This window comes from Limosilactobacillus oris (assembly GCF_025311495.1).
Classification (GTDB): Bacteria; Bacillota; Bacilli; order Lactobacillales; family Lactobacillaceae; genus Limosilactobacillus; species Limosilactobacillus oris_A.
On record NZ_CP104398.1, the window covers coordinates 1,445,082 to 1,471,310 of the forward strand.

General features: G+C 51.7%; 25 protein-coding genes and 1 pseudogene. All 26 read left to right on the forward strand.

The genetic code is table 11. The features are described 5' to 3' along the window. Nucleotides 1-265: 265 nt before the first annotated feature. Entirely contained in the window at nucleotides 266-1,621 is a 1,356-nt protein-coding gene (locus N4599_RS07240; protein WP_062813188.1) for an amino acid permease, read from the forward strand. An 831-nt stretch (nucleotides 1,622-2,452) separates the two neighbouring features. Next, entirely contained in the window at nucleotides 2,453-3,658 is a 1,206-nt protein-coding gene (locus N4599_RS07245; protein WP_191363879.1) for a NupC/NupG family nucleoside CNT transporter, read from the forward strand. A gap of 82 nt (nucleotides 3,659-3,740) precedes the next feature. Beyond that, nucleotides 3,741-4,649, forward strand: coding sequence for a ribonucleoside hydrolase RihC (gene rihC, locus N4599_RS07250; protein ID WP_191363880.1), 909 nt, complete (start codon nucleotides 3,741-3,743; stop codon nucleotides 4,647-4,649). A gap of 252 nt (nucleotides 4,650-4,901) precedes the next feature. Beyond that, nucleotides 4,902-5,624 (forward strand): 16S rRNA (guanine(527)-N(7))-methyltransferase RsmG, encoded by a 723-nt coding sequence (gene rsmG / locus N4599_RS07255; RefSeq protein WP_191363881.1) that lies wholly within the window; start codon nucleotides 4,902-4,904, stop codon nucleotides 5,622-5,624. An 18-nt stretch (nucleotides 5,625-5,642) separates the two neighbouring features. Further along, a complete protein-coding gene (locus N4599_RS07260) occupies nucleotides 5,643-6,617 on the forward strand; it encodes a nucleoid occlusion protein (protein ID WP_260898750.1) in 975 nt (324 codons plus the stop codon). A gap of 11 nt (nucleotides 6,618-6,628) precedes the next feature. Next, a complete protein-coding gene (locus N4599_RS07265; protein WP_260898752.1) occupies nucleotides 6,629-7,399 on the forward strand; it encodes a ParA family protein in 771 nt (256 codons plus the stop codon). After that, complete coding sequence (locus tag N4599_RS07270; protein ID WP_003711667.1) at nucleotides 7,386-8,273, forward strand: ParB/RepB/Spo0J family partition protein; 888 nt, start codon at nucleotides 7,386-7,388, stop codon at nucleotides 8,271-8,273. The genes N4599_RS07265 and N4599_RS07270 overlap by 14 nt, the downstream gene beginning before the upstream one ends. 13 nt (nucleotides 8,274-8,286) lie before the next feature. Further along, nucleotides 8,287-8,487 (forward strand): DUF951 domain-containing protein, encoded by a 201-nt coding sequence (locus tag N4599_RS07275; protein ID WP_260898754.1) that lies wholly within the window; start codon nucleotides 8,287-8,289, stop codon nucleotides 8,485-8,487. Between the two features lie 50 nt (nucleotides 8,488-8,537). Then, entirely contained in the window at nucleotides 8,538-9,635 is a 1,098-nt protein-coding gene (gene ychF, locus N4599_RS07280) for a redox-regulated ATPase YchF (protein WP_260898756.1), read from the forward strand. Between the two features lie 45 nt (nucleotides 9,636-9,680). Next, a complete protein-coding gene (locus N4599_RS07285; protein ID WP_260898758.1) occupies nucleotides 9,681-10,442 on the forward strand; it encodes a DUF1129 domain-containing protein in 762 nt (253 codons plus the stop codon). A 196-nt stretch (nucleotides 10,443-10,638) separates the two neighbouring features. Beyond that, a pseudogene (gene glsA, locus N4599_RS07290) lies at nucleotides 10,639-11,411 on the forward strand (glutaminase A); the annotation flags it as partial. A 268-nt stretch (nucleotides 11,412-11,679) separates the two neighbouring features. After that, nucleotides 11,680-12,357: a deoxyribose-phosphate aldolase gene (gene deoC, locus N4599_RS07295; protein ID WP_191363885.1), complete on the forward strand. Its 678-nt coding sequence runs from the start codon at nucleotides 11,680-11,682 to the stop codon at nucleotides 12,355-12,357. A 46-nt stretch (nucleotides 12,358-12,403) separates the two neighbouring features. Continuing rightward, nucleotides 12,404-13,597, forward strand: coding sequence for a phosphopentomutase (locus N4599_RS07300; RefSeq protein ID WP_260898762.1), 1,194 nt, complete (start codon nucleotides 12,404-12,406; stop codon nucleotides 13,595-13,597). A 22-nt stretch (nucleotides 13,598-13,619) separates the two neighbouring features. Further along, entirely contained in the window at nucleotides 13,620-14,918 is a 1,299-nt protein-coding gene (locus N4599_RS07305) for a pyrimidine-nucleoside phosphorylase (RefSeq protein ID WP_003711646.1), read from the forward strand. A gap of 17 nt (nucleotides 14,919-14,935) precedes the next feature. After that, entirely contained in the window at nucleotides 14,936-15,646 is a 711-nt protein-coding gene (deoD, locus tag N4599_RS07310) for a purine-nucleoside phosphorylase (protein WP_194175987.1), read from the forward strand. A gap of 106 nt (nucleotides 15,647-15,752) precedes the next feature. After that, nucleotides 15,753-16,703 (forward strand): sugar-binding transcriptional regulator, encoded by a 951-nt coding sequence (locus N4599_RS07315; RefSeq protein WP_419719956.1) that lies wholly within the window; start codon nucleotides 15,753-15,755, stop codon nucleotides 16,701-16,703. Between the two features lie 70 nt (nucleotides 16,704-16,773). Next, nucleotides 16,774-17,916 carry an IMP dehydrogenase gene (guaB, locus tag N4599_RS07320; protein WP_191363889.1) on the forward strand — a complete coding sequence of 381 codons (1,143 nt, stop codon included), beginning with the start codon at nucleotides 16,774-16,776 and terminating at the stop codon, nucleotides 17,914-17,916. Between the two features lie 114 nt (nucleotides 17,917-18,030). Next, on the forward strand, nucleotides 18,031-19,038 hold the full coding sequence (locus tag N4599_RS07325) for an LCP family glycopolymer transferase (protein WP_260898770.1): 1,008 nt from the start codon (nucleotides 18,031-18,033) through the stop codon (nucleotides 19,036-19,038). Between the two features lie 110 nt (nucleotides 19,039-19,148). Continuing rightward, entirely contained in the window at nucleotides 19,149-19,838 is a 690-nt protein-coding gene (gene croR / locus N4599_RS07330; protein WP_003711679.1) for a response regulator transcription factor CroR, read from the forward strand. A gap of 23 nt (nucleotides 19,839-19,861) precedes the next feature. Next, nucleotides 19,862-20,992, forward strand: a complete 1,131-nt coding sequence (locus N4599_RS07335) for a sensor histidine kinase (RefSeq protein WP_260898772.1) — start codon at nucleotides 19,862-19,864, stop codon at nucleotides 20,990-20,992. Between the two features lie 129 nt (nucleotides 20,993-21,121). Then, nucleotides 21,122-21,973, forward strand: a complete 852-nt coding sequence (locus N4599_RS07340) for an AzlC family ABC transporter permease (RefSeq protein ID WP_003715033.1) — start codon at nucleotides 21,122-21,124, stop codon at nucleotides 21,971-21,973. Between the two features lie 12 nt (nucleotides 21,974-21,985). Continuing rightward, the gene (locus tag N4599_RS07345; protein WP_003715014.1) at nucleotides 21,986-22,366 is read left to right on the forward strand and encodes an AzlD domain-containing protein; all 381 of its coding nucleotides are present in this window, start codon (nucleotides 21,986-21,988) and stop codon (nucleotides 22,364-22,366) included. Nucleotides 22,367-22,754: 388 nt separating this feature from the next. Then, complete coding sequence (locus N4599_RS07350; protein ID WP_191363892.1) at nucleotides 22,755-23,681, forward strand: dihydroorotate dehydrogenase; 927 nt, start codon at nucleotides 22,755-22,757, stop codon at nucleotides 23,679-23,681. Beyond that, on the forward strand, nucleotides 23,678-24,403 hold the full coding sequence (pyrF, locus tag N4599_RS07355) for an orotidine-5'-phosphate decarboxylase (RefSeq protein WP_260898777.1): 726 nt from the start codon (nucleotides 23,678-23,680) through the stop codon (nucleotides 24,401-24,403). Before N4599_RS07350 ends, pyrF begins: the two co-directional genes overlap by 4 nt. A 2-nt stretch (nucleotides 24,404-24,405) precedes the next feature. Further along, on the forward strand, nucleotides 24,406-25,047 hold the full coding sequence (gene pyrE / locus N4599_RS07360; protein WP_260898779.1) for an orotate phosphoribosyltransferase: 642 nt from the start codon (nucleotides 24,406-24,408) through the stop codon (nucleotides 25,045-25,047). Nucleotides 25,048-25,252: 205 nt separating this feature from the next. After that, on the forward strand, nucleotides 25,253-26,197 hold the full coding sequence (locus N4599_RS07365; protein ID WP_260898781.1) for an L-lactate dehydrogenase: 945 nt from the start codon (nucleotides 25,253-25,255) through the stop codon (nucleotides 26,195-26,197). Nucleotides 26,198-26,229 lie beyond the last annotated feature (32 nt).

The window sequence follows — 26,229 nt, forward strand, 5'->3', positions numbered from 1 at the left end:
TTCGTTTGACATTTATGATAGAATGCTTATAATTATTAGTAAATTCTAATCACTGGTTAACAGAGACCCTCACAAGTGATGAAAGTAGGGACCAGTTTAATGGCATGTTCGTAAAAGTGGGTGGTTCCCTTATCGACTGAGAGGTAGTTCACGAATAGTGGGCTATGAAGATGGGTGGAACCGCGTTAAAAACGTCCCTGGCTAAAGATAAAGCCAGGGGCGTTTTTTTACGTTCACGCTGAAAATGACTAAGGAGGTCAACAATATGGATGAACAGCAAAGCCAAAAACTGCAACGCTCGCTAAAGAGCCGTCACATTACGATGATTGCCATCGGTGGGGCCATTGGAACGGGGTTATTCCTGGGCTCCGGTTCTGCCATCCACGCTGCCGGTCCATCGATCATCCTTTCTTACTTGATTGTCGGGGTCTTCATCTTCTTCATGATGCGGGCCTTGGGCGAATTGCTGCTGGAGGATCCTTCCCGCCACTCCTTTATCGACGCCATCCAATACTACCTGGGTGACCGGATGGAATTCATCGCTGGCTGGATGTACTGGGCCTGCTGGCTGACCCTGGCGATGGCCGACCTGACTGCCACCGGGATCTACCTGCGCTACTGGTTTCCCAACCTTCCGCAATGGGTCGGACCACTGGTCATCGTGGTAGCGCTGATGCTAATCAACATGATTAACGTCGGCCTCTTCGGTGAGCTGGAGAGCTGGTTCTCGATGATCAAGGTCCTGGCAATCGTTGCTTTGATTATTACCGGATTAGTGCTGATCTTGCTGCACAGCCACGTTGATGGTCGGACGGTATCACTAAGCAACCTGGTCAACCAGGGAGGCTTTTTCCCAACCGGGCCGGCTGGGTTCCTTGTCTCGTTCCAGATGGTCGTCTTTGCCTTTGTCGGCATTGAGATGGTCGGCCTGACGGCGGGGGAAACCCGGAACCCGCAAAAGGATATCCCGAAGGCCATCAATACCCTGCCGGTCCGGATCGGTCTCTTCTACATCGGTTCGATGATTGCCCTGATGTCCATTTATCCCTGGTTCCATGTCAAGACGACTTCCAGTCCCTTCGTTCAGGTCTTCGCGGCCATCGGTATTCCCGGGGCGGCAGGGATTTTGAACTTTGTGGTGCTGACCGCGGCAATGTCGGCCACTAACAGCGCTATTTTCAGTACCAGCCGGTCGCTCTACGCCCTGGCCGAAAGCGGCAACGCGCCGCAGCGCTTCAAAGAGCTGAGTCCCCAGGCGGTTCCAACCCGGGCACTGACTTTCTCGACCATTATCTTATTTGTCACCGTCATTTTGAACTACGTTATGCCTGCAGGAATCTTCGACGTTATCGCCGGGGTCTCGACGATCACCTTTGTCTTTACCTGGCTGATCATCCTCTTTGCCCACATTAAGTTCCGGCAGGCGCACCCGGCGGGGATCACCAGCTTCAAGATGCCTGGTTATCCATTCACCAGCTGGCTGACGATTATCTTTTTCTTCGGCGTGCTGGTTATCCTCTTGTTCATTGATACCACGCGGATTCCGTTGATTATTTCCGCGGTGATCTTTGTCCTGCTGGCAATCGGGTTTAACTACACCCCAAAGGGAAAAAAGAAATAAAATTTTTTTCAAAATGAGATACTGACCAAACTGGGGTTAAACAGTTTAGAAGCAGCGAGCTATCCACTCAAAAATCGCCAACCGTCTAAGTTTGTTAATCGCTACCAACGCTGTCATGCCGCGGTTTGTTTGACCTCATAGTGGCGATGGATTATACTGAACATGTGAAAGGACGACGGCTAGTTTTGAACAAACATCTTCTCATAATAAACTACTTTAAAGCTGGTTAATTAATAATACGATAATTAACGATACCCCACTCCACATGAAACGCTTTAGTTTCCTTGAAAAGTATGTTAGCTAAAAATTAGTGGCCATATCTACAACCTTAAATGATTGAGCTTCAGTTCTTCATCCTTGGCGGAAGAACGCAAGATACGTTAACAAACCTTAATAGAGTTAACCGCGGCTGTTGTCTTTTCATTGGGAGCACGGAGACATCTACTTGTCTCCGCTTTTTTTGTTATAATGATGGTCCTTGGCAGGGGCGGTCCCGGGAACAAGCGGTGAGCTTGTAACTGGGACTTCTTTTTTGTTAGTGCCAGGGAAGCGCTTTCTATAAATTTTAGCGAGTTTGTGAACGCTTCCAGAGTCAGTAAAACGTTTCAATAACCGCGATAAGTAAACCGATTTATGGCCTATTAGCACAACTAAACCGTTCTCAGTTCACAAACTTGTTTATATTTAAGCCTTTACACAAGTTTGTTTTTAAGATATTCTTAAAGTTGTAAAGTTGTCTCGTCGAACAAAGCAATTATAATTTTTCGATTTTAGTAGTAGAGGCGACAGTGTTTATTACATGGATTTTTTTATTAAGGGGTGTATACAACCATGTATTATATTGCAATCAATGTTCTTGGGTTGATTGTTTTCCTGGCAATTGGTTGGCTGTTCTCAAAGGACCGTAAAGCCATCAACTGGAAGACGGTCGGCATTATGATTGTGCTGAACTTACTGTTGGCATGGTTCCTGACTGGTTCTGCTGCGGGCCGGGCCGGTGTTAAGGCCGCTGCCGATGGGTTCGTTTGGATCGTCGACGTTTCCGCAAAGGGGACTGTCTTTGCATTGGGTGATTGGTACAACGTTAAGAACTTGAACTTCATTTGTTCTGCGCTGATGCCAATCCTGATGATTGTTCCACTGTTCGATATCTTGACTTACATTGGCCTGTTGCCATGGATCATCAAGTGGATCGGACGGGGACTTTCCTACATCACTGGTCAACCAAAGTTCGAATCATTCTTTGCTGTTGAAATGATGTTCTTAGGGAACACTGAAGTGCTGGCCGTTTCCGGGATGCAAATCCGGAAGATGGGTAAGGAACGTAACTTGACGCTGGCCATGATGTCAATGTCTTGTGTTACCGCCTCTATCCTAGGTGCCTACATCGAAATGATGCCTGGTCAATACATTTTGACCGCTGTTCCGATTAACATCATTAACGCGCTGATTGCTACCAGTATGCTGAACCCAGTCAAGGTATCTCCAGAAGAAGATACAATTGAAAAGGTTGGTGCTACTGATAACGGTAAAAAGGAACCATTCTTCAGCTTCTTGGGTGACTCAATCCTCGGTGCTGGTAAGTTGATCTTAATCATCATTGCCAACGTTGTTGCCTTCGTTGCCTTGGCTGCTTTGATTGATAAGGTTTTGGCATTGTTCTGGAAACCATTATCATTGGAAAGCATTCTGGGTGTAATTATGTTCCCATTCTCTTGGCTATTGGGTCTGCCAGTTCACCAAGCATGGCAACTGGCCCAAGATATGGGGATGAAGTTAGTTACTAACGAATTCGTTGTTATGGGTAAGGTTACGGCTGATATTGCCCACTACCCAGAACACTTGAAGGCTGTCTTGACCGTCTTCGTTACCTCCTTTGCTAACTTTGGTACTTTAGGTATGATTATCGGTGCCTTCAAGGGCCTGGCTAACAAGGAAGATAACGACTACATCGCTTCTAACATTGGCTACCTGCTGTTGTCTGGTATCTTGGTATCACTCTTATCAGCTGCCTTTGTTGGCCTGTTCGTTTGGTAAGAAAATTAAAGCAGCTTGCGGGCTGCTTTTTTTAACCTAAAGGCTCGTAAACGCTTGCAATTTAAACAAGGAGGAATTTGCAATGACTACTAAGATTATTATGGATACTGATCCGGGGATTGATGACGCTGCTGCTTTGACCATGGCGATTAACGATCCGTCAATCGACCTGAAGCTGGTAACGGCCGTGGCTGGGAACGTCACTGTTGATAAGACGACCGCCAATGCCTTGAAAATTATCCACTTCTTTGGCAAGGACATCCCAGTAGCTGCCGGGGCAGAACAACCGCTGATCAAGCCGTTTGAAGATGCTGCCCGGATTCACGGTGAATCAGGAATGCCGGGTTACGACTTTGGCAACGACTACGGTCAGCCAATCAAGAAGACTGCGGTTGAAGCCCTCCACGACGCCATCATGGCCGAGGACGAAGTTACCCTGGTGCCAACTGGTTCCTACACCAACATCGCCCTGCTTTTCAGTGAATACCCAGAAGTGAAGAGCCACATCAAGCGAATCGTTGCCATGGGTGGTTCGATGTCCGGCGGTAACATGACCAGCGTGGCTGAATTCAACGTCTTTACTGACCCTGACGCAGCCCGGATCATGTACAACTCTGGTATTCCGATTGTCATGGTTGGTCTCGACGTTACTTTGAAGGCCCTCCTGACTAAGGACACCATTGAAAAGCTCGGTCAGATGAATAAGACTGGTGAAATGCTGCACGCCCTGATTACCCACTACAACGACGGTACGGACGAAGGGCGGCCGATGCACGACGTTAACACCATCTTCTACCTGCTCCACCCAGAAGCGTTTACCACTAAGAAGATGTGGGTCGATGTTCAGACAGAAGGTCCAGCAATTGGTGCCACGGTTGGCGACGTGCGGGCAGCTTACCACGACGGCAAGACGAACGCGGAAGTCTGCTTAGACATCGACGCGGACTACTTTAACAAGTGGTTCCTGAATGAAGTTAGCAAGATGAACTAAGCACCATTTGTTTGGGTGTGAAACGGGGCTGGGATATATCCCAGCCCCGTTTGTTGTTTTAAACTAAGGACGTGGGTGGGGCTGGGCTGATGGCAGCAAGCCAGGCTAGTTGTTTCGGTCCACCTGCCCTTCATTTCTCGGGAAATAATTGCCGATTATCTCAGGCCAAGCAGTTGAAAGAGCGGCCATTTTAGAGTACAGTATAAGGGTACGTGAAACATAAATGTTTCACGAAAAGGAGCGCTTACTTAAATGAACCCAGAACAATTTCAACAGGCACTTGCTGAGCGGGGGATTAACCTTACCGACCGGCAGATGCAACAATTTGCGGATTACTACCAATTGTTGGTGACGACCAACCGGCAGGTGAATTTGACCCGGATCACAGAAGAAAACGATGTGTACCTCAAACACTTTTACGACTCATTGACGGGAGCATTTGCCGAACCGCGGCTCCAGACCGAGCAGCTGACCCTTTGCGACATTGGTGCCGGCGCCGGCTTTCCATCGCTGCCGCTCAAAATTGCTTTTCCCCAGCTCCAGGTAACCATTGTTGATTCCCTGAATAAACGAATCAACTTCCTGCAGGAGCTAGTTGCCAAGTTAGGCCTGAGCGGGGTCACCCTGGTTCATGACCGGGCGGAGACCTTTTCAGCGAAAAAGGCAGCAAACCGGGAAAAGTATGACCTTGTCCTTGCCCGTGCGGTTGCCCGGCTCAGTGTTCTAGCTGAACTGTGCCTTCCCGCAGCGCGAGTCGGCGGTGAGCTGGTAGCGTATAAGGCGAGTGCGGCAGATGACGAACTGGCGGACGCGCAAGGGGCAATCAGTAAGCTGGGCGGCGAAGTGCAGAGGGAATTTGCAATGACCCTGCCAGGAACCGCTGACCAGCGCAAGATCATCATTATCGATAAGGTCACGGCAACGCCACCGAAGTATCCCCGTCGTCCAGGCCTGCCAAATAAGAAACCGTTATAGAAGTAAGGAGGATGAAAGATGGCTTTTTCATTATTTAACTTTGGGAAGAGTGACAGTAATGACAGCAAGCAGAAGGTCGTAGAGATCAAGCTCGACCAGATTGTTCCTAACCGTTATCAGCCCCGCCAGGTCTTTGATAAGGAAGGAATCCAGGAACTTGCCCAGACGATTGACGAACACGGCCTGCTCCAGCCGATTGTAATTCGGGAATACGAACCCGCTAAGTACGAAATCATTGCTGGGGAGCGGCGTTTTCGCGCGATGAAGCTGTTACAGTGGGAAACCGCGCCGGCAATTATCGAAAAAATGAGTGATCATGAGGCCGCCTCCCTTGCCTTAGTAGAAAACCTCCAACGCTCCCAGCTGAGTTCGGTCGAGGAGGCCCAGGCCTACCGTCGGCTGATGGATCTCAACCACTTGACCCAGGCGGCCTTAGCGAAGGGGATGGGCAAGAGCCAGTCCTTTGTGGCCAATAAGCTGCGCCTCCTCAAACTGATCAAACCGGTGCAAACGGCCATCCTTGACCACCGAATTTCTGAACGGCACGGACGGGCAATGTTGGACCTCAACGAGAAACAACAGCGTGAGATGCTGATGCGGATAGTCAATAGCCGGTTGACGGTTCGCCAAACCGAAGACGAAGTGGCCCGACTGCTAGGCCGGCCTCTGCCATCAGAAATCGCCAAACAAAAGGCCGCTGCTCGTCAGCGGGAACTATCCTCAATTGCCCCAGTCGCCGAACCGGGCCAGGAAGCGAGTCCCGCCCCGGCGCTGGCTAATGACGCAGCCCCAGCTAGCAAGCCGGCGAAGAAGGCTCTCCGCAAGAAGAATAAGACGAAGCCAGCCAAGCAGATCAATGATGCCCGGTTAGCGTTGAATACGATTAAGAAGTCAATTAAGCTGGCAACTGATAGTGGTTTTAAGGTCACGACCAAGGAATCGGACAACGACCAATCCTACCAACTGGTAATTGAGATTCCGAAGAAGCAGTAGGAGGAATATTAATGGGTTCAGTAATTGCATTAGCTAACCAAAAAGGCGGCGTGGGTAAGACCACCACGAGCGTTAACCTGGGTGCCTGCCTGGCAGACCAGGGCCAGCACGTTTTGTTAATTGACCTTGATCCTCAGGGGAACGCCACCAGTGGCTTAGGAATTGAAAAGCGCAATATTGAAAAGAGTGTCTACGACGTTTTAATCAATGATGAGCCGCTAGCCAACGTCATCCAGCATTCCAGCCACCCGGGCTTGGACATTGCACCGACCACCATTGAGCTATCCGGGGCGGAGGTTGAGCTGACGAACTTGATGGCCCGGGAGACCCGGCTCAAGGATGCCTTTGGTGATGTTAAGGGCGACTATAACTTTATCCTGATTGACTGCCCGCCGTCGTTGGGACTGTTGACCATCAACGCCTTTACCGCTTGTGACTCCATTTTGATCCCGGTTCAGAGTGAATACTATGCTTTGGAGGGGCTGAGCCAGCTGCTGAACACAATCAAGCTGGTTCAAAAGCACTTCAACCCGGCGCTCAAAATTGAGGGCGTTCTTCTGACAATGTATGACAAACGGACCAACCTCGGCCAGCAAGTTAACGCGGAAGTTAAGAAATTCTTTGGCAATCAGGTCTACCAGACCGTGATTCCACGCAATGTCCGTTTATCGGAAGCCCCGAGCCATGGCTTGGCAATTGTTGATTATGATAAACGGTCGACCGGTGCCGCGGTCTATCAAGCATTAGCAAAGGAAGTGTTGGCGAATAATGGCAAAGCGTAAAAAGGGCGGCCTTGGTCGCGGAATTGAAGCCCTATTTGAAGAAAATACCATTGAAGAGCCGGTAAATGGCGAGACAGTCCAGGATGTTAAATTGTCACTAATCCGCCCCAACCCCTACCAGCCGCGGCGGACATTTGATTCCGCGGCTTTGCAGGAGCTGGCCGATTCAATCAAGGAAACCGGTGTTTTTCAGCCGGTTATCCTGCGGCAGCCGGATGCGGCGGTCGAACGGTATGAGCTGATTGCCGGTGAACGGCGCTTTCGGGCGTCAAAAATGGCCCGGCAGGAAACGATTCCGGCGATTGTGCGGAACATGACCGATGAACAGATGATGGAGGTCGCGGTTCTCGAAAACTTGCAACGGGAAGACCTGACCCCCTTAGAAGAGGCCCAGGCCTACCAGACGCTGATGGACAAACTTTCCCTAACGCAGGCCCAGGTTGCTAACCGCTTGGGCAAGAGCCGGCCTTACATTGCCAACTACTTACGCTTACTCGGCCTGCCACCCCTGATTAAGGAAGCCTTGAACGAGGGGCGGCTCTCAATGGGGCAGGCCCGGACGATTCTGGGACTCAAGGATAAAAAGCAGCTGGTCGGTCTGGCGAAGCGGGCGATGGACAAAAACTTGACCGTCCGCCAACTGGAAGAAATCGTTGCCCAGATGAACGGGACCAGCAAGAAGAAGGCCCAGAAGAAGGGACAGCGGAAGCCCGTTTACCTGCGGGAGGCGGAAGCCCAGCTGCAAAGCAAGTTTGGTGCGAAGGTCGCTGTTTCCCAAAGTCGCAAGCGCGGCGCCGGCAAGATTGAAATCCCGTACACGTCCAATGATGACTTAACCCGGATTTTGGAAGTATTAAACATCTCTTTAGACTAGGAGGGACTTAACCATGGCAGCTTATGATAAGGGCGATGTTGTTTTGATGAAGAAAGCCCACCCCTGTGGCACCAACCGCTGGCTGATTACCCGGGTCGGCGCTGATATTAAAATCCAGTGTCAGGGCTGCGGCCACGTCGTCATGATGACCCGTCAGAAATTTGATAAGGGCTTTAAGAAAGTCCTTGAAAAAGTACCAGCAGACAATCAATAATTAGGTGTTCTTAGTTAAAAAATATAATTAAAAAGGAAAGTGAAGATTTCATGTCATTAACTGCAGGAATTGTCGGCTTGCCAAACGTCGGCAAGTCAACGTTGTTTAACGCAATCACGAAGGCGGGCGCCGAAATGGCTAACTACCCATTTGCCACAATTGACCCGAACGTGGGGATGGTGGAAGTGCCGGACAAGCGCTTGGACCGGATTCAAGAACTGATTCCGGCTAAGAAGATTGTCCCGACCACCTTTGAATTTACCGACATCGCCGGGATCGTCAAGGGGGCCAGCAAGGGTGAAGGACTGGGTAACAAGTTCCTGGAAAACATCCGGCAGACCGACGCCATCGTTCACGTGGTGCGGGCCTTTGACGACGATGACATCACCAGTGTTTCCGGGAAGGTCGACCCAATCGAAGACATCGACACCATCAACCTGGAACTGGTCATGGCGGACCTCGATGCCGTTAACAAGCGCTTAGCCAAGGTTCAGCGGGTAGCCAAGGGCCGTGATAAGGACGCCCTGGCTGAGCTGGCGGTGCTCAACAAGATTAAGCCGGCCCTGGAAGACGGGAAGAGCGTGCGGTCCCTCGACTTTAGCGACGATGAAAAGAAGATCGTCAAGGGTCTCTTCCTCCTGACCAGCAAGCCGGTGCTCTACGTTGCCAACATCGCGGAAGATGACATGGCGGATCCAGATGCCAACAAGTACATGGACCAGATTAAGGAACACGTGAAGGATGACGGTGAAGTCATCGGTGTGGCTGCCGCGGCCGAAGAACAGATTGCTGAAATGGACGATGCCGATAAGGCGGACTTTTTGGAGATGGAAGGGGTGACCGAACCAGGGTTGAACCGGTTGATCCGGGCAGCTTACAAGCTCCTGGGTCTGGAAACCTTCTTTACTGCCGGGGGTCCCGAAACCCGGGCTTGGACTTACCGGAAGGGCACGAAGGCCCCTCAAGCGGCTGGGATTATTCACTCTGACTTTGAACGGGGCTTTATCCGGGCCGAAGTAATGAGCTTTGAAGACCTGGACCAGTTAGGCTCAGAGGCGGCCGTTAAGGAAGCGGGTAAGCTGCGGCTGGAAGGAAAAGATTACGTCATGCAGGACGGTGACATCGTTGAATTCCGCTTCAACGTTTAAGCGCCGTTAAACTCAGAAAAGTAAAGTGATGAGAGGAGTTTCACATTGAGCGAGGAACAACCACGAAATGCGCAGGCCGGCCAACGGCAAAAACAGCGTGAGAAAGCCCAACGGCAAGAAAAGGGCAACGCTTTTGCTAACTTTGGCCTGACCCGGAAAAACGAAGAATTTATTTATCAGCTAAACAAACAGCTTGACCGGCTGGGTGTCGCTAAGGACAAGCGGGACACGATGATCAACGAGACGGTTGCCAAGCTGCAGGATGGTCAAAAGAAGGGGCAGACCGCGAAGACCCTTTTTGGCACGCCGACGGAATACGCCAAGGAATTAAAGAATCCGAAACCTAAGGATGAACCGGCGGATGGCAAGCAGTCGATGAAACTGTTGTCCATTGACAATACCCTGATTTTCTTTAGTATCTTTACCTTCATGTACGGAATTATGTTCCTGCTGTCGCCAGAAATCCTCAAGACGAAGCAGTATGGTAGCTCTGGAATTACCGCAATCGTCCTCGTGGCGGTCATCGGGGGTGTCCTCTTTAGCTACATTATGCTCCAGTTGCAACCGCGGGGTCGGACGAAGAAGCGGCCACTGGCGACCCGGATTTTAATCCTGGTCTGTGGACTGATCCTCTGGCTGGGAATCTACATGATGGCTAGTTGGCTGCCGAACGTGATTAACCCACGGCTGAATGCTTGGGTCTACATCATCTTGGGGATGGTGGCCTTCGGTGGGGATATGTACTTCCGGAACAAGTACCACGTTTCCGGGGGGTACCCAGTTGGCCGGCATTCGCAACGGCGGTAAATTGCAATAACTGGTATTATGAGGTTGGGCATTAAGCCCAGCCTTTTTATTTTAAAGTTAATAATGACCCATCCTGGCAACTGTTATCAAAAAAATAATTAAACAGTAGCCATGATTTCAGTGTTAATTGTGCTAAAATAAGATTATTTATAATTTATATTTTTAAAGATATGATAATGGCTAGGAGGTGGTCAAATTGAACCTGCAAGAGGTTATTGATAATAATTTGGCTAAAACTGCTAATGGAAAAGTAGCAGATTACATTCCCGCGCTTGGCCAAGTCGCGCCTAAGCAGCTTGGCGTTGCGCTTTATAATTTAGATCAAAATGAATTAGAACAGGCTGGTGACGCGAACGTTCGCTTTGCCATTGAAAGTATTTCGAAAGTAATTGTTTTTTTATACGCCGTAAAGCAGCTGGGGCTGGACGAGGTAACTAAACACGTGGGCGCCCGGCAGACCGGCTTCCCATTTAATTCCATTTTAAATCTAGAAATTGAACGGGCCCAGCACCCGCTGAACCCGTTCATTAACGCGGGCGCGATTGAGGTCACGTCGTTGATCAAGCCGCTTGCCGACCGGCAGCCGTTTGAACAGATTATCATGTTCGCCCGGGAAATCTGCCATGACCCGCAAATTACGCTCAATAATGAAATTTTGAATCCGAAGACCGGACCGGCGATACGGACCGTTCTTTGGCATACTACTTGAAAGCCAATGGGATAATGCAGGGCGACGTGACCTCGAGCCTGACGACCTACTTTAAGCAGTGCTCGATGATGGTTACTGCCGTGAGCCTGGCGAACCTTGGTGCGGTCCTGGCAAATAACGGGGTCAAGCCCTGGGACCAGGACCGGCTGATTTCCAGTCAGGCGGCGACCTACGCCAAGTCATTAATGATGACGACCGGCCTTTACAATGAGTCAGGGACTTATTCGTCCATTATCGGGGTACCGACAAAGAGCGGGCTTAGGCGCCTTAGGGGACCTGAGCACCGATTTGAAATTAGATATTTTCCGGTATTAAAATGCGTTCTCCCAAGCATTGTAGCAAACAGTTATATCAATATTAAGGGTCCTCGTGCGGTTCATCGCTACGGGGCCTTTTATAATTATTTCCTAAAAGTCTTTAGTTTTTGAAAAAATGTTCCCAGATTATGTGGACATTTTTTCATTTCATGTTAAACTATACACATAGCAAAAATGAAAGCGAATTCAAAGAAAAAGAGGAGATTCAATAATGAAGTTAACACAAGCACAATTAGCCAAGTACATGGACCACACGATGCTCAAGCCGGAAGCAACGGCGGAAATGATTGACAAGACGGTTGAGGAAGCTCGGAAGTACAATACCGCTTCTGTCTGCATCAACCCCTACTGGGTCAAGCGGGTTCACGAGGGCCTGGAAGGAACGGACGTTAACACTTGTACTGTGATTGGCTTCCCTCTCGGGGCAACGTCAACGGCCAGCAAGGTCTTCGAAACTAAGCAGGCGATTGCCGACGGGGCTGATGAAATTGACATGGTTATCAACATCGGCGAATTAAAGGGCGGCAACGACCAAGCGGTTGAAGACGACATCCGGGCCGTGGCCGAAGCAACTCACGCTGAAGGCAAATTGCTGAAGGTCATTATTGAAAACTGCCTGCTAACTGACGAAGAAAAGAAGCGGGCTTCTAAACTGACCGTCAAGGGTGGTGCGGACTTCGTTAAGACGTCCACCGGGTTCTCCACTTCGGGTGCCAAGGCCCAGGACGTTAAACTGATGCGGGAAGCAGTTGGTCCAGACTTCAAGATCAAGGCCGCCGGTGGCATCCACAGTTTAGCCGAAGCCTACGATATGATTGAAGCGGGCGCAAACCGGCTTGGGGTTTCCGCCTCCGTGAAGATTTTGGAAGAAGCCGCTAAGCAAGATTAACTTTCGGCCACGGTACGTTTTTAGTTAACAAATTGGAGGGGTCAAGATGTCATATAAACGTGTATTTGTGATTGTAATGGACTCAGTTGGTACTGGTGCCGCTCATGACGCCGACAAGTTCGATGATGTTGGTTCAGATACTTTGGGCCACGTTGGTGAATACTACAAGAGTAAGCTGGCTTTGCCAAACCTGGGCAAGCTGGGAATCAGCAACCTGCGGGACACGCCAATCGAAGGCGTCCCGGTCGCTGATCCGGCAATTGGTGACTACGGTAAGATGGAAGAAATCTCAGCTGGTAAGGATAGTATGGATGGCCACTGGGAAATGATGGGTCTGCCGGTTACCAAACCACTGTCAACCTTCCCGAACGGGTTCCCCCAAGAAATCGTCGACAAGTTGGAGAAGTTCTCCGGCCGGAAGGTCATCGTTAACAAGCCGTACTCCGGAACCGAAGTTATTCACGATTATGGTGAACGGCAGATGAAGACCGGCGAACTGATTCTTTACACTTCTGGGGACTCAGTAATGCAAATTGCCGCCCATGAAGATGTCATTCCAGTTGAAGAACTCTACAAGATCTGCGAATACGCCCGGACCCTGGTGAACGGCCCTGAATACACGGTAGGACGGATTATTGCCCGGCCATACGTGGGACCTGACAAGGACCACTTTACCCGGACCGCCAACCGCCACGACTTTAGCCTGAAGCCAATCGGTGAAACTGACATGGACCGTCTGCGGGCCGCTGGCTACGACGTTATTGGTGTGGGGAAGATCAACGATATCTTCTCCGGCCAAGGGATTGACAAGGGTTACCACAACGAAAGCAACATGGACGGGATGGACCATGTGGACGAAGTGATGAAGCAGGACTTCACCGGCTTCTGCTTCACCAACCTAGTGGACTTTGATGCCATGTACGGTCACCGGCGGAATCCAAAGGGCTTTGGTCAGGCACTGATGGACTTTGACAAGCGTCTGGGAACCGTCTTGAAGGAAATGAAACCGGATGACCTGCTGATGATTACAGCCGACCACGGGAACGACCCTGGCTTCCGGGGCACTGACCACACCCGTGAAAATGTTCCATTGCTGGTTTATTCCCCATCAATGAACAAGAGCAACCAGTCACTCGGCCTGCGGAAGACCTTCTCCGACCTCGGGGCCACGATTTTGGAAAACTTTAATGTGGAAGCAAAGCGGGGGACGAGCTTCTACAAGGAAATCAGCAACGACTAACTAAAAAAGGAGGACGCCAACAATGCGGATGGTGGACATAATTGACGCCAAACGAAACGGCCACGAGTTGACCGACGACCAGCTCCAGTTCTTCGTAGACGGGGTGGTTGACGGGTCAATCCCGGACTACCAGGTCAGTGCGCTGTTAATGGCAATTTACTTTCAGGGGATGACGAGTGAAGAACAGACTAGTCTGACCATGAAAATGATGCACTCGGGAACCCACTTGGATTTAAGTGCCATCCCGGGGACCAAAGTTGATAAGCACTCGACCGGCGGGGTCGGTGACAAGGTGAGTCTACCGCTCGCAGCGATGGTGGCGGCCACGGGGATCCCCGTACCGATGATTTCCGGGCGGGGACTCGGCCACACTGGTGGAACCCTGGATAAGCTGGAGGCGATTCCTGGATTCAAGGTCGAGATTAGCGAAGCCGATTTTATCCGGCAGGTGGCTGACGAGAAACTAGCCATCGTTGGTGCGACCGGGGAAGTGGCGCCGGCTGATAAGAAGATTTACGCTCTCCGTGACGTGACCGACACGGTGGACTCAATTCCGCTGATTGCCAGCTCAATCATGAGCAAGAAGATTGCTTCGGGTACCGACGCCCTGGTGATTGACGTCAAAACGGGGGCCGGGGCCTTCATGAAGACCCTCGACCAGTCACGGGCACTAGCACACGCCCTGGTTGGCATCGGCAAGCAGGCTGGTCTCCAGTGCATGGCGGTGATTTCAGACATGAACCAGCCCCTGGGCAACAAGGTCGGCAATTCCTTGGAAATCGAAGAGTCGCTTGACGTCTTAAAGGGCAAGGGCCCTGCTGACCTGACCGAGCTGGTACTGACCCTCGGTAGCTACATGGTGGTGATGGGTGGCAAGGCAGCTAACCCTGCGGAAGGCCGGCAGCTGCTGGAACAAACCATTGCCGACGGAACGGCTCTCGACCGTTTCCGGGCGATGGTGGTAGCCCAGGGCGGCGATCCCCGGGTGATTGATGACTATACGGTAATGCCGCAAGCCCAGTACAAGATTCCGTACCGGGCAAAGCGGGCCGGAGTCCTTAGTCGGCTGGCGGCGGATGAAGTCGGGATGGCAAGTATGCTCCTCGGTGGTGGCCGTCAGCAGGCCGATGATCAGCTGGATTACAGCGTCGGAATCGAGCTCCACCACAAACTCGGCGACCGGGTCGAAGCGGGCGAACCGCTCCTGACGATTTACAGCAACCAGGAGGAGGTGCCAGCCGTCGAAAAGCTCCTCGATGAGAGCATTGAAATCAGCGACCACTATGACCAGCCAGAATTGATTCACGAAATTATTGAATAATTAAGGAGGAACACGAAATGAGTACACATATTGGTGCCCAAATGGGTGATTACGCAGACACAGTTTTACTTCCGGGTGACCCTCTCCGGGCAAAGTACATTGCGGAAAACTTCCTGGACAACGTTAAGCAGGTTAACTCCGTCCGGAATGCCTTTGGTTATACTGGTGAATACAAGGGCCACCGGGTTTCCGTCCAGGGCTCTGGGATGGGGATTCCATCAATGTCTATCTACATCAATGAACTGGTGAAGTTCTTTGGTGTTAAGACGATTATCCGGGTCGGCTCCTGTGGGGGCATTGCACCGGACGTTCACCTGCGGGACGTCATCCTGGCCCAAGGTTCCTCAACGGACTCCGCGGTGACAATGAACACCTTCGGCCCCGGCTTCCACTACGCACCATTGGCTGATTTTAAGCTGCTGGATACTGCTTACCACACGGCTGAAAAGCTGGGGATTGACACCAAGGTGGGTGACATCTTCGCGGCAGACCGCTTCTACAATGATGAACTCGACATGCAGAAACTCCGTGACTATGGCATCCTGGGAACGGAAATGGAATCTGCTGGTCTGTATCTGCTTGCCGCTAAGCTGCACTTCCGAGCCCTGTCCGTACTGACCGTCAGTGACCTGATCTTTGGTGAAGAAAAGACGACCGCGGAAGAGCGGGAGAAGACATTCAACGATATGATTAACATTTCACTGGAAACTGCGATTGCTGGGAAGTAATGGTATAATAGGCCGTAAATTAATACCGGCCAGTCAGTGACGATAGTGGGGCCTGTTTCAGAAAAGTTCTGTAACGGCCCCCTTCTTTTGTTGAGGAGGAGCAATGATGGTTAACGATGATACAAAAAAGATAAGTCAGGCCCTCAAGGTGGCGACCCTGTACTACCGGGATGGCTACAACCAGCAGGATATTGCAACCGAACTGAATATTTCCCGGGCAACGGTTTCCCGCCTGCTGCAATTTGGTCGTGACCAGGGTCTAGTGACCGTCAAAATCAATAACCCCTTGGCCCCTCTCCAACAGTTGGAGTCCGAGTTGTTAGCGAAGTACCCGACCCTGAAAAAAATAATTATCGTTCCGGGGAAAAAGGACCCGCTGGAAGAGGTGGGGGTTGCCGGCGCCCACTACCTGGAAGAAATCGTCCAGGATAACGACATCATCGGCCTCGGCTGGGGACGGACGGTCTACCAGGTGGCTTTGCACATCGCACCGAAGGACGTTTCGGGAGTGAAGGTTGTTCAGATGAAGGGGAGCATGGCAAACACCGAAACCCGGAATTACGCCTTTGAAACGGTCAACACCTTTGCCAGTGCCTTCAGTACGCCGCCCCAGTATCTACCGGTTCCGGTCATCTTTGATCATGCCCAGACGAAGGAACTGGTCGCCAACGACACCCACATTAAATATATTCTCAAACTAGGGCGGGAGGCCGATATTGCCATGTTCACCGTCGGCACCGTTCGGGATTCGGCCCTGCTCTTTCGCCTGGGCTACTTCAAAGAGCATGAGCAGCAGGTCCTCCAAGAGGCGGCGGTCGGGGACGTCTTCTCCCGCTTCATCGACAGCCAGGGGCGGGTTGTTAACCAGGACATTAATCGCCGAACCATCGGCATCGACCTGCCGGAGCTAAAAAAGAAGAAGCATAGCATTTTGGTCGCCGCCAACGTTGCCAAAGTGCCGGCAATTAACGGGGTATTGACTGCCGGCTACGCCAACACCCTGGTGATTGACCAGGAAAGTGCGAACAATTTACTGACTTTTTCGCCGGAATCTTAACTTTTTCTTGATTTTGTTCCCAATTCCTAGTAGCATTGACCTAACCAAAATTAAGGAGTGTGTATGATCAATGTCAAATTGGGACACAAAGTTTGCCAAAAAGGGCTTAACTTTTGATGATGTTTTACTGATTCCAGCAGAAAGTCACGTTTTACCGAATGAGGTTAACCTGAGCACACAGCTGGCGAAGAATATTAAGTTAAATATTCCGCTGATTAGTGCTGGAATGGATACCGTTACGGAAGGGCCGATGGCAATTGCGATGGCTCTCCAGGGCGGTCTTGGCGTTGTTCATAAAAATATGTCGATCCAGGCCCAGGCAGGGGAAGTTGCTAACGTCAAGAGCGTGGTTGTTCCCGCTAACGCTACTAAGGCGGCTGTTGATGACCAAAACCGACTGCTCTGTGCCGCAGCGGTGGGGGTTACCAGTGACACCTTTGAACGGGCAACCGCCTTATTGAAGGCTGGTGCCGACGCGATTGTGATTGATACCGCCCACGGCCACTCTGCCGGGGTCTTGCGCAAGATCAAGGAAATCCGCGACCACTTCCCAGACGCAACCCTGATTGCCGGAAACGTGGCGACTGGTGAAGCTACCAAGGCGCTTTTTGATGCCGGGGTTGACGTGGTGAAGGTCGGGATTGGCCCTGGTTCAATTTGTACGACCCGGGTTGTCGCTGGGGTCGGTGTTCCCCAAATTACGGCCATTTACGATGCGGCTTCCGTTGCCCGTGAATACGGCAAGCCGATTATTGCCGATGGGGGAATCAAGTACTCTGGCGACGTGGTGAAGGCCCTGGCCGCCGGTGGAAACGCGGTAATGCTCGGAAGTATGCTTTCCGGGACGACTGAGGCGCCGGGTGAAGTCTTTGAAGAAAACGGCAAACGGTACAAGTCCTACCGGGGGATGGGATCAGTTGGCGCCATGGCTCAGGCCCACGGTTCCTCTGACCGGTACTTCCAAGGCGGGGTCAATGAAGCCAATAAGCTGGTCCCAGAAGGAATTGAAGCTCGGGTTGAGTACAAGGGCGACGTTTCCGACATCGTCTTCCAAATCGACGGTGGCCTGCGCTCCGGAATGGGCTACGTTGGGGCCCCTGATATTCCAACCTTGATTGACAAGGCCCAGTTTGTCCAGATTACTAATGCCGGCCTGCGGGAATCGCACCCGCATGATGTGCAGATTACCAAGGCGGCTCCTAACTACAAGTAGTCGCTAACCAAAGCGAGATTAAAAAGCTCCGAGAAATTTCGGGGCTTTTTTGTTTAGCGGGGAGAGAAACTGGTACAATCAGTAGTGAGATTGAATAATGGGGGGATTATAAGCATGAATAACCAAGATGAGGAGCAATTTGAAAAACGCAGCGACTACCGTCAACGGGAGGACCGGCCCCACCGCCACCGCGGCTGGAAAATCTTCGGCTGGCTAGTCCTGATTGTAGCGGTAATTGCCGGAATCTACGCCTTCTTGGCCTGGCACAACGTCAAGGTAACGACTAATCAAATGTTTAATTCGTCTGGCGCGACCCGTCAACGGGATGCCCAGAAAGTGCTTGACCAGCGGCGCCCAGTGTCAATCTTATTGCTGGGAACCGATACGGGGGCGCTTGGGCGTTCCTACAAGGGTAGGACCGATACGGTAATGGTCATGACGATCAACCCGCAGAAACAACAAACAACGATTGTCAGCATTCCCCGGGATATGAAGGTCAACCTACCGGGCTACCCGGAGGATTCACCCGCCAAAATTAACGCGGCCTACACTTTCGGTGGTGTTAAGGAAACCATCAACGTGGTCCAAAAGCACTTCAACATTCCGATTGACTACTACGTCCTCGTTAACATGGGTGGCCTCAAGCAGGCGATTAACCAGGTCGGTGGGGTCACCGTTACCTCGCCGCTGACCTTCGACTATGAGGGCAGCCACTTCGAAAAGGGTGAAACTTACCACCTGAACGGGGCCACGGCTTTGAAATTTAGCCGGATGCGCTACGACGATCCCCAGGGCGACTATGGCCGGCAGCAGCGTCAGAAGCTGATAATTGAGGCCCTCTTGAAGAAGTCTGTTTCGTACAAGACGGTCCTGAACCAGGCCTTCCTCAAGTCGATTTCGCATAACTCCAAGACTGACCTGACTTTTGATGATATGCTCCAACTGGCCCGTCACTACCGGAAGGCGACGAAGAACATCCGCCAGGACCACGCCCAGGGTGAGGGCGAGAACAGCGATGGTCAGGCCTTTGAAGTCGTTCCGCGGGACGAACAGCAGCGGATTTCCAACCTGCTGCGGAAGAGCCTTGGACTGGAAATGGCCAACCTCGATGCTGAAAACTAACCGGCCCGGCTTAAACTTTTCGTTAAGCTAGCGCGAATCCATCGTTATTAACCAAGGAGTTCGCTATAATAGATAATGAGATTAAGTGCGAAAATAAGGAGTGGCCATAAATGAAAATTCTAGTTGTTGATGATGATAAAGAAATTGTTCAACTGCTTGAGATTTATATCCGCAACGAGGGCTACGAGCCGCTATCCGCGTATGACGGCAAGGAAGCGTTGACTAAGCTCAACACGAACCCGGACATTAACCTGGTGATTTTGGATTTGATGATGCCGGAAATGGACGGAATGGAAGTCATTAAGCAGGTGCGGAAGGATTCAGACATTCCAATCTTAGTTTTATCAGCCAAGACGGCGGATATGGACAAAATCCAGGGGCTGATTTCCGGGGCGGACGACTACGTTACCAAGCCGTTCAACCCGCTAGAAGTGATGGCCCGGGTCAAGTCCCTGCTGCGGCGGACCCAGGGGGAAGTGACCAACGACCAGCCAGATGTCCTGAACGTCGGCCCGTTGATTATCAACAAGGACTCCCACGAGGTTAAGACGATCAAGGGGGATGTCATTCAGCTGACGGCCCTGGAATTCGGGATCCTGTACCTGCTGGCGAGCCACCCGAACCGGGTCTTTTCGGCCGATGATATTTTCGAACGGGTCTGGCAGCAGGAAAGTGTTGTTTCGGCCAAGACGGTCATGGTCCACGTCAGTCACCTGCGGGATAAGATTGAAGAAGCTACTAACGGTGAGAAGGTTATTCAAACCGTTTGGGGCGTTGGGTATAAGGTTGAAAGCCATTAATTGCGGTTGCCGGAGGAAAAAGAGTGAAGTTAACTGGACGTGAAAAAAGTTCGTTGATTTTGGAGGGGGTCGTTACCGTCGTCCTCCTGGTCTTGCTTAACATGGCAATCATCATGATTATCCAGGACGTAATTCAGGGCAACCCTGGCGTCACGAACGGGATTTTTATGATTAAGCAGTCGTTGCGGCTGGGCCCGTTTCAGACCCAAATCTGGAGTTACCAACGGATTATCATCGCCCTTTTTGTGGTGATTGATGCCTGGGTTGTCTGGTGGCGACTGCGCCGGCGTTACCACCTCTACCAGATGAACCATATCATTGGCGAACTGCACTACATTGCTCAGGGGCACCTCGACCACCGGATTCCGTTCCGGCTCAAGGGGAGCGAGCAGCACGTTATCAGTAGTGTTAATGCCCTGGTAGATAGTGCGGTCAAGTCAATGGATGATGAACGCAAGATCGAGAAGTCAAAGGATGAGCTGATTACCAACGTCAGTCACGACCTGCGAACCCCGCTGACCAGTATCATTGGCTACCTGGGGCTGATTGAGGACAAGCAGTACCAGAGTGAAGAGGATATCCTCAAGTACACTCACACGGCCTACGAGAAGGCCAAGCAGATGAAAAACCTCGTGGAGGACCTCTTTGAATACACCAAGGTCCAGCAGCACGGCGCCCCGGTCAATATCATGCAGATTGACCTTAACCAGCTGTTAGAGCAGCTAACCGCGAGCTTCGAACTGGAAGGCCAGCACCGGGGGATTGAAATCTCCTCCAAGGTGGTGCCGAACCCGTTGATGATTGAGGCGGACCCAGAAAAGCTCGGCCGGGTCTTCAACAACCTGGTTGCCAACGCCTTTAAGTACGGCAACGGTGCGAGCTATATCAGGGTGGATGCCCGCCAACGGGCTGATCAGGTGGAGGTAACGGTTGCCAACGACGGGACCCCCATTCCTGCCCAGTCCCTTGACCACCTTTTCGAACGCTTTTACCGGGCGGAAGCCTCCCGCTCTCGGGCAACCGGGGGGACGGGGCTAGGGTTGGCAATCGTCAAGAGTATCGTTGATCTTCACCACGGGACGGTGACGGTGACCTCGGATGAAAACGAAACGGCCTTCGTGGTCACCTTGCCGTTAAAACAGGCTAAAAAATAAGGAAGAGCAGAAAATTTCCCGGGAAATTTTCTGCTCTTTATATACTCAAGCAATTTATTGTATGTTAGACTAAAGAGGCATTGTGTCGTCTTAATTATTAATAAGTTGACAAACATTGGAGGAAATTCTGTGGCAAAAGCACAAATAAATCCAGGTAGAGCACGCTGGCTCGAAGTCCTCGGGGTTTCGATGCCGCTTTGCTTGAGCTATATTCCGATTGGGTTAGCTTGTGGGATTTTATTGCACGCGGCGGGCTTCAATTTCATTATGATCCTGATCGTGTCGATCGTTGTTTTTTCAGGCGGTGCCCAGTTTATTCTGGCGTCCCTGTTGACCATTAACGCGCCCCTATCTTCAATTTTCTTAACGCTCTTTTTCTTAGAGCTGCGGTATGCGTTACTGGGTTCGAGTCTATCCAAGTATATTAAAAGTGAGTCGCAGCACTTTATCTGGCTGTTCGCCGTTTCAATGAACGACGAAAACTACGCGATCAACTACTTGAAGTTTGCGACGGACAAAAAATGGACCCCGAAAGATGCCTTGATGGTCGAGCACTACTCACTGATTTCGTGGTCGGTTGCCAACATGGTCGGGGGACTGATTGGTAGCGCCATTTCAATCAACCTGGAAGTGGTTGACTTTGCGCTGACGGCCCTGTTCTTATACATGATCGTTATGCAGGTTCAAAGCCACCTGACCCTGCTGATCAGCATCCTGTCAGCGGTTTTGGCAGTCGTCTTTATGGTGCTGACCAAGAGTATCATTGGGGTCATTATTGCCACCCTGATTGCCTCCTTTGTCGGCTTCCTGATTGAAAATACTGTCCGGCGGCGCAGCAAGCACCCGGAAAGCAACTGGTTCTTGACGAAACTATTCCGGCCGAAGATTACCCGGACCACGGTGGAAGATCAGCAGGAACGCCGGCAGTTAGCCGAGGTTAAGAAGCAGCTTGAGGCTCAAGAGCAGTCACAGGATAAGTAGTGGGGACAGAGGATGGAACAGCTATTTAGTAATCTGCCGGCATTAATTGCACACGCCGGTCAAAACAAAATTTTATATCACCTGGTAGTCATCATTTTCGCTGCCTTTGCGGCCTTCATTCCCCGCTATTTCCCGGTACTCTTTTTCTCAACCCGGCATATCCCAGAGTGGTTCAACGAGTGGATGAAGTACGTGCCCGTCAGCCTGTTCACGGCCCTGGTCGTGAAGAATATCTTCATTACCACAGCGGGCTACCGTTTCGTGCCGTTTGGTCATGTTGAACAAATTTTGGCTGCGGTGATCGTAATGATTGTTGCCTACTTCACCCGGTCGATGTCGATGTCCGTCATTGCCGGCTTGGTCGGTGTCTGGCTGTTGAGCCTGGTGGTTTAGCCAGGATTGCGGGGAAAAGGGAGTTGACTTTTTCTCCCGGAGTGATTATTATCAATACTAACAAATTTACCTTTAAACTAGTCCTGTGAGGCTAAGAAGGATTTAATTGTGCGTTACCAAAAACGGCCTTCTTAGTCCACTGCTAAGATGGCCTTTATTTTTGCCAGAATTTCTCCAGCCATTTGCAGTGGATTGAGGTGCCGGGAGCGGAAACCATCAATGTGATCAAAGGTATTTTGTTGAATACGAAAACCATTTAATTGACTCCTGTGAGAGCAAAACGGTACGGTGTTTGGCATTAGAGAAAGACTAGGGCACAGCGATCGCTTAATCAGGATGATTAGGTGGCTCGCTGTTTTTTGTTGTCGAGCGAAAGGAGCACGTTTAGATGGAAACTGCACAACGGTTAGCGGTCGACCTTCCCGGGTTGGCGCTTAAAAACCCAATTATTCCCGCCAGCGGAACCTGCGGCTATGGGCAGCAGGTGGCGAAAAACTATGATCTCAACCTACTTGGTTCGTTGGTCCTAAAATCAACCACCCTTCATGCCCGGGCAGGGAATCCCCAGCCCCGGGTCTGTGAAACCAGTGCTGGCTGGCTCAATGCTAACGGCCTGCAAAACGTTGGCGTCGATGCGGTCGTGCGAGAAAAGCTCCCCTGGCTCCACCGCCACTATCCCGACCTACCGGTAATCGCGAGTGCGGCTGGCTTTTCCACGGCGGAGTACGAAACGGTCGTTGAACAACTGGCTGCGGCACCAACGGTCAGCGCCATCGAGCTGAACGTTTCTTGCCCGAATGTCAAACATGGCGGCCTGGCGATGGGGACCGATCCAGCGGTATTGGAGGACTTGACCCGGAAGGTAGTGCAACGGGCTAAGGGCAAGCCGATTTACGTTAAATTGACGCCCAACGTGACCGACATTGTTCCCCTGGCGCAGGCGGCCGAACGGGGCGGTGCTAACGGCCTGACGATGGTCAACACCTTAACTGGTTTGAGCATCAACCTGCGGACCCGGCGTCCAGTCCTAGCGAACGTCACGGGTGGGCTGTCCGGCCCGGCATTGAAACCCATGGCCCTGCGGATGATCCACCAGGTGCGGGCGGTTTCCAGCCTGCCAATTATTGGGGTCGGTGGGATTGAAAGCGCTGAGGACGTGCTGGAATTCATGATGGCCGGTGCGAACGCCGTTGAAGTCGGTGCTGCTAGCTTTCACGATCCCCTGGCCTGCCCACGAATTGCGGCGGATCTTCCCCTGGTGATGGACCGGTACGGAATTAATAAGCTGACTGATTTATGGGAGGTAAGATTTTGAAGCGTTATTCTCCAATGGTTGCTATTGACGTCGCAACGAAGGATGAGGCCATCAGCCTGTTTGACCAGTTGACGGTCGAACCCCGGCCGATTTTAAAGCTCGGGATGGAACTTTACTATCATTTTGGGCCAGAAATTGTCAGGGCGGCCCAGCAACGGGGCTTTAAAATTTTCCTCGACTTGAAGCTCCATGACATTCCCAACACTGTGAAGCGGGCAATGTTCGTGCTTGGTCAGCTGGGGGTCGACTTTACAACGATTCACGCGGCTGGGGGCAGCGAGATGGTGGCGGCTGGTGCGGCAGGGCTCCGAGCGGGTGCTGCGGCGGTAGGGCTGCCAGCGCCGCGGCTACTGGCGATTACCCAGTTGACCTCGATTGACGAAGCAGCCCTCCATAGTGAGCAGCACGTTGACCTTTCACTCGTTGAATCCGTGCAAAATTACGCCCGGCTGGCGGAGGCTGCTGGTGCGGACGGGGTAGTTTGCTCCGCCCAGGAAGTCCAGACTATCCGACAGGTGACGGGGCCGGACTTCCTCTGTGTCACTCCCGGTATTCGTCCGCAGAATGCGGCTAAGGCTGACCAGAAGCGGGTGGTTACCCCTCGCCAGGCCCGACAACTCGGCAGCAACGCAATTGTCGTTGGCCGGCCGATCATCCAAAGCAGGAATCCAGTCAAAGCCTACGAACAGATTGAACATGACTTTTTAGAAGCGGAGGACTAACCATGACCTATTCAGAAACAGTTGCTAAGGATCTGCTAGAAATTCATGCGGTGACGCTCAGTCCAGACCAGCCTTACACCTGGGCCAGCGGCTTGCATTCGCCGATTTATACCGATAACCGGCTGACCATCTCCTACCCCAAGGTCCGGCGAGCGATTTATCAAGGAATGACGACCTTGATCAAGGAACATTTTACGGACGTTGACGTCGTAGCAGGGACGGCAACAGCCGGGATTCCCCACGCTGCCTGGGTAGCGGAAGAACTGGGCAAGCCCTTGATTTATGTTCGTTCTAAGCCCAAGGACCATGGCCGGGGAAAGCAAATTGAGGGCGTGTTGACGGCTGGGCAACGGGTCGTTGTAATCGATGACTTGATTTCGACTGGTGGCAGTGTCCTCAACGCGGTCCGGGCAGTCCAGCAGGCCGGCGGTGAGGTCGTCGGTGTGATTGCCGTCTTTAGTTATCAATTACCGGCGGCAGATCAGAATTTCGCGACGGCGGGCCTGAATTACTATGCCGTTACTAATTACCCGACCTTGATTAACGTGGCTAAGGAAGACGGGTTAATCAGTGCCGCTCACCTGAGCTCACTGCAAGACTGGCGCCAAGACCCGGCAGCCTGGAGCGCCCAGCACGCCAATTAGAAGTAGCCCCCTAGGGAATAATGGCTGCATATCGAAAGACACCCCCGAAAATCAGCTTGCCAGCCGATTTTCGGGGGTTGTTCTTACCCTCCTATATCACACCCATAAAAAATCCTGGTTGACTTTTACCCCGCCAACGATTAAAGTATCATTAAAACAAAATTAGAAAATGACAAGGCGAATAGTGGAAAGGAAGGGACCATGGATGACACGTAAAGTTGGTGTGATTGGTCAGGGCCACGTTGGTGAGACCCTGGCGAATAATTTATTAGTAACGGGGACGGTGGATGAACTGGTCCTAGTCGATACCGACCAGAAAAAACTCAACGCCAACGCGACGGACTTCGAGGACGCGGCGGCGAACCTGCCGACCCATACCCGGATCAGAAAGAATGACTATGCCGCGTTGGCGGACGCCGATGTGGTGGTAATCGCCGTGGGAAATATCGGCATTCAAAATGACGATGCCAAACACGATCGCTTCATGGAACTGAAAGTGACGAGCCGGGCAGCCAAGGAGGTCGGGACGAAACTCAAAGAGGTGGGCTTTAAGGGAGTGTTAGTTTCGATTAGCAATCCCTGTGACGTGATCGCGGCGCTGTTTCAAAAGTATACCGGCTTGCCGAAAAAGCGGGTGATCGGGACAGGGACCCTGCTTGATACGGCCCGCTTGAAGAAGGTTGTGGGCGAGGCTCTGGATGTTGATCCGCGGTCCGTATCTGGCTACGCGCTAGGTGAACACGGTAATTCCCAGTTTGCGGCCTGGTCGCAGGTTCGGGTTCTGGGACAGCAGATCACGGACTTAGCTACGGTGAGTGACCAGCTGGACCTTGATGGTCTGGCGGAAGCAACGAAGGCGGGTGGCTATACGGTCTTCCATGGAAAGTACTACACGAACTTTGGGATTGCCGCGGCGGCACTCCGCCTTGTCATCGCCATCCTGAACGACGCTAATATTGAACTGCCAGTCTCAAATTTCCGTGAAGAATACGGAACGTACTGTGGTTATCCAGCGGTAATTGGCCAGCAGGGGGTGGTGAAGCCCTTGCAGCTAAACCTGACCGCCGAAGAAGAACGACAACTGGCGGCGTCGGCTAACTACATCAAGACCCGCTTTGATGAGGTCGCCCAGCAGCTGGAAGCAGAATAAACAGCTGCTTGGTAGTGAACCGGTAAGTAAAA